General features: G+C 69.9%; 4 protein-coding genes. All 4 read left to right on the top strand.

Annotation, left to right across the window (positions count from 1 at the left end; genetic code table 11):
* Positions 1 to 167: 167 nt before the first annotated feature.
* Positions 168 to 932 (top strand): 3-oxoacyl-[acyl-carrier-protein] reductase, encoded by a 765-nt coding sequence (fabG, locus tag ACMO6A_RS08610; RefSeq protein ID WP_009304148.1) that lies wholly within the window; start codon positions 168 to 170, stop codon positions 930 to 932.
* Complete coding sequence (gene fabF, locus ACMO6A_RS08615) at positions 929 to 2218, top strand: beta-ketoacyl-ACP synthase II (protein WP_418471111.1); 1290 nt, start codon at positions 929 to 931, stop codon at positions 2216 to 2218. The genes fabG and fabF overlap by 4 nt, the downstream gene beginning before the upstream one ends.
* Positions 2219 to 2236: 18 nt before the next feature.
* Positions 2237 to 2686, top strand: a complete 450-nt coding sequence (gene fabZ, locus ACMO6A_RS08620) for a 3-hydroxyacyl-ACP dehydratase FabZ (protein WP_009304150.1) — start codon at positions 2237 to 2239, stop codon at positions 2684 to 2686.
* A gap of 19 nt (positions 2687 to 2705) precedes the next feature.
* On the top strand, positions 2706 to 3484 hold a 779-nt coding region (locus ACMO6A_RS08625), incomplete at its 3' end, for a biotin carboxylase N-terminal domain-containing protein (RefSeq protein ID WP_418471112.1).

Raw genomic sequence — 3484 nt, forward strand, 5'->3', positions numbered from 1 at the left:
GCAGGGGCGGACATGTTCGTCGAAGTCGGCTTCGGCGGCGTTCTGGCGAACCTCGTGAAACGCATCGACAAGACCGCGACGCGCGCCTGCGTGCAGGACCGCGCGAGCTTCGACGGCTGTCTGGCCGTCGCTTCCGCAACCGATTCCGAATAGGAGCTTCTACTCCCATGACCAACGAAACCGAAACTCCGCGTCGAAGCGCGGTCGTCACCGGCTCGAACCGCGGCATCGGCCGCGCGGTGGCCGAGGAGCTGGCGCGCGCGGGCTTCGACGTGTGCGTGAACTGCTCGAGCGAGCGCGGGCTGGACGAGGCGCGGGCGTTCGCCGCAGCCCTGGAGGCCGACTGCGGCGTGCGCGCCATCGCGGTGGCCGCCAACGTGGCGGACGCCGCCGAGGCCGCTGCGCTCGTCGACGCCGCCCAGGAAGCGTTCGGCCGCGTGGACGTGCTGGTGAACAACGCCGGCATCACGCGCGACGGGCTGCTGGCGCGCATGAAGGACGAGGACTTCGACGCGGTGATCGACGTGAACCTCAAGGGCACGTTCAACTGCTGCAAGGCCGCGGCGCAGCGCATGATGAAGCAGCGCTACGGACGCATCGTCAACATGTCGAGCGTCGTGGGCGTGGCGGGCAACGCGGGCCAGGCGAACTATGCGGCCTCGAAGGCCGGCGTCATCGGGCTCACGAAGTCCATCGCCCGCGAGCTGGCGGCCCGCAACGTCACGGCCAACGCCGTGGCCCCGGGCTTCATCGCCACCGACATGACTGACGCGCTGTCCGAGAAGCAGCGCGAGGCCATCGTGGGGCGCATCGCGTCCAAGCGCCTCGGGGAGCCCGAGGACGTGGCGAAGCTCGTGCGCTTCTTGGCCAGCGAGGACGCGGGCTACATCACCGGACAGGTTGTCTGCATCGACGGAGGTATGTCGCTATGAGCGAGAACATTGCGAACGCGGCGAGCACGCGCCGCCCCGACGGCACGCACCGCGTGGTCATCACCGGCATGGGCGCGGTGTCGCCGGCCGGCGTGGGCGTGCAGGCGCTGTGGGACGCGGTCATGGGCCGCGCCTGCTGCATCGGCCCGGTCACGCGCTTCGACACGGCCGACTACGACGTGCACATCGCCGCCGAGGTGCGCGATTTCGACGCTGCCGAGCACGGCATCACGAAGAAGGAGGCGCGCCGGTTCGAGCGCTTCGTGCAGTACGCCATCGTCGCTTCCGACGAGGCGCTGGCGCAGTCGGGCCTGAACCTCGAGGCCGAGGACACCGCGCGCATCGCGTGCGTGTTCGGCACCGGCATCGGCGGCATCGACGAGCTGCAAAGCGGCTTCTTCACCTTGGCCGAGAAGGGTCCGAAGCGCGTGAGCCCGCTGTTCATCCCCACGATGATCGGCAACATCGCGGCGGGCAACCTCTCCATCCGCTACGGGCTGCGCGGCGAATGCCTGAACGTGGTCACCGCCTGCGCCACCGGCGCGCACTCCATCGGCGCGGCCGTGCGCGACATCCGCCACGGCTACATCGACGCGGCGCTGGCCGGCGGCTCGGAAGAGTCCGTGTCGCCCATCTGCCTGGCCGGGTTCTCGAACCTCGGCGCGCTGTCGAAGGCCGAGGATCCGACGCAGGCCTCCCTGCCGTTCGACGTGCGCCGCGCGGGATTCGTGGCGGGCGAGGGCGCGGGCGCGGTGGTGTTGGAGTCGCTGGAGCATGCGCTCGAGCGCGGCGCCACGGTGCTGGCCGAGATCACGGGCTTCGGCTCCACGGGCGACGCCTACCATATGACGGCTCCCGAGCCCAGCGGCGAGGGCGTGGCGCGCGCGATGCGCCAGGCGCTGGAGGAGGGCGGCTTCACGCCGGACGACCTGGGGCATCTGAACGCCCACGGCACCGGCACGCCGGCGAACGACGCCACCGAGTCCAAGGCGCTGCTGGCGCTGTGCGGCGAAGAGGCGGGAAGCCGGATCCCGGTGACGTCGGTGAAGGGCACGACGGGCCACACGCTGGGCGCCGCGGGCGCTATCGAGGCCATCGTCACGGCTTTGTCCGTGATGAACGACTGCGTGCCGCCCACGGCCGGCTTCGCCGAGGCCGATCCGGAATGCCCGGTCAGCGTCGTCATCGAGGCGAAGACGGGCTATCCTCAGACGGTGGCGCTGTCGAACTCGCTCGGATTCGGCGGCCATAACGCGAGCTTGGCCGTTTCGCCGTATCGCGCATAGGTTGGGAGGAGCCGAACCATGGACATCGAATACCCTTGCGGCAAGGACGTCGTCGAGGCGGTGCTGCCGCATCGCGACCCGTTCTGCTGGGTGAGCCGCATCGTCGCGTGTGAGCCGGGCGTGGAGGTGACGGCCGAGCTCGACGTCGACCCGGAGCTGGCGCTGTTCGCGGGGCATTTCCCGGGGCATCCCGTTTTGCCGGGCGTCATCATCATGGAGGCGCTCGCGCAGGCGGCATCGTTCTGCATCCTCGTCGAGCGCGGAGCCGAGGGCTCCATCGGGTTCCTCACCGGCATCGACGGCGCGAAGTTCCGCCGCCAGGTGGAGCCGGGCGAGACGCTCACGCTGAAAGGGCGCATCGTGAAGTCCTCGTCGCGTCTGTGCGTCGCAGAGGTGGAGGCGAGCGTCGACGGCGCGGTGTGCGCGTCGGCGACGCAGAAGTACGTGCTGGCGAAAGCGGAAGCTTAAAAGAGCGAGAGGCCGTTCGATGAAGAGTGCCAAGCAGAACTACATCACCATCGGATCCGACGGAACGGTGCTGCCCCAGGGCAAGCCGCGCAAGGCGGCCGAGCCTATCGGCGAATCGGCCGACGTGGCCTACCGCCTTGCGCGCATGGCCGAGGAGGCCGCCGCTTCGCTTCCCATAGCGCCGAACGCGCACGATGCTGCCGACGCGGCCGACTACACCGCCGTGCCGCGGGCGTTGGCCACCGCCGCCCCGCGCACGCCGAAAGGCGCCGGGGGGATCGATGCGGGCTCCAAGCCCGTCGCGCTCGTCATGGCGCGCCCGAAAACCGCGAAGCGCCTGATGCAGGCCGTGGGCGATGCGGGTTTCGCCGCCTGCGCAGTGTACACGCAGGATCATCGGGGCGATAGCCACATCAAGCTCGCCCAAAGCGCGGTGAGCCTGGGCGAGAAGTACTCCGACGCGCTGTTCTGCAACGGCCATGCCGTGCTGACGGCCATCGACTCCTGCGGGGCTTCGGTGGTTCTGCTGTGCGACGAGGCGCTGCCGCTGGCCGAGGTGGACAGCTTTCTCGCTCGCACGGCGGCTCGCGGCGTGCGGGTGTTCCGCCCGCTCAGCAATGACGCGCCGCTTCTGGGCTGGGTGCTGTGCACTACCGACAAACCCGCTATCGACGGCGATTCGTGGCGCGCGTGCCCGCACTGCGGCCTCAAGTTCGACGGCCCCAGCCTGGCCGCCGGCCATTACGTGTGCCCCGCTTGCGGCGGTTACCTGCGCATGTCGTCGAGCGAGCGCATCGA

This window comes from Eggerthella sp., assembly GCF_048329335.1.
Classification (GTDB): Bacteria; Actinomycetota; Coriobacteriia; order Coriobacteriales; family Eggerthellaceae; genus Eggerthella; species Eggerthella lenta.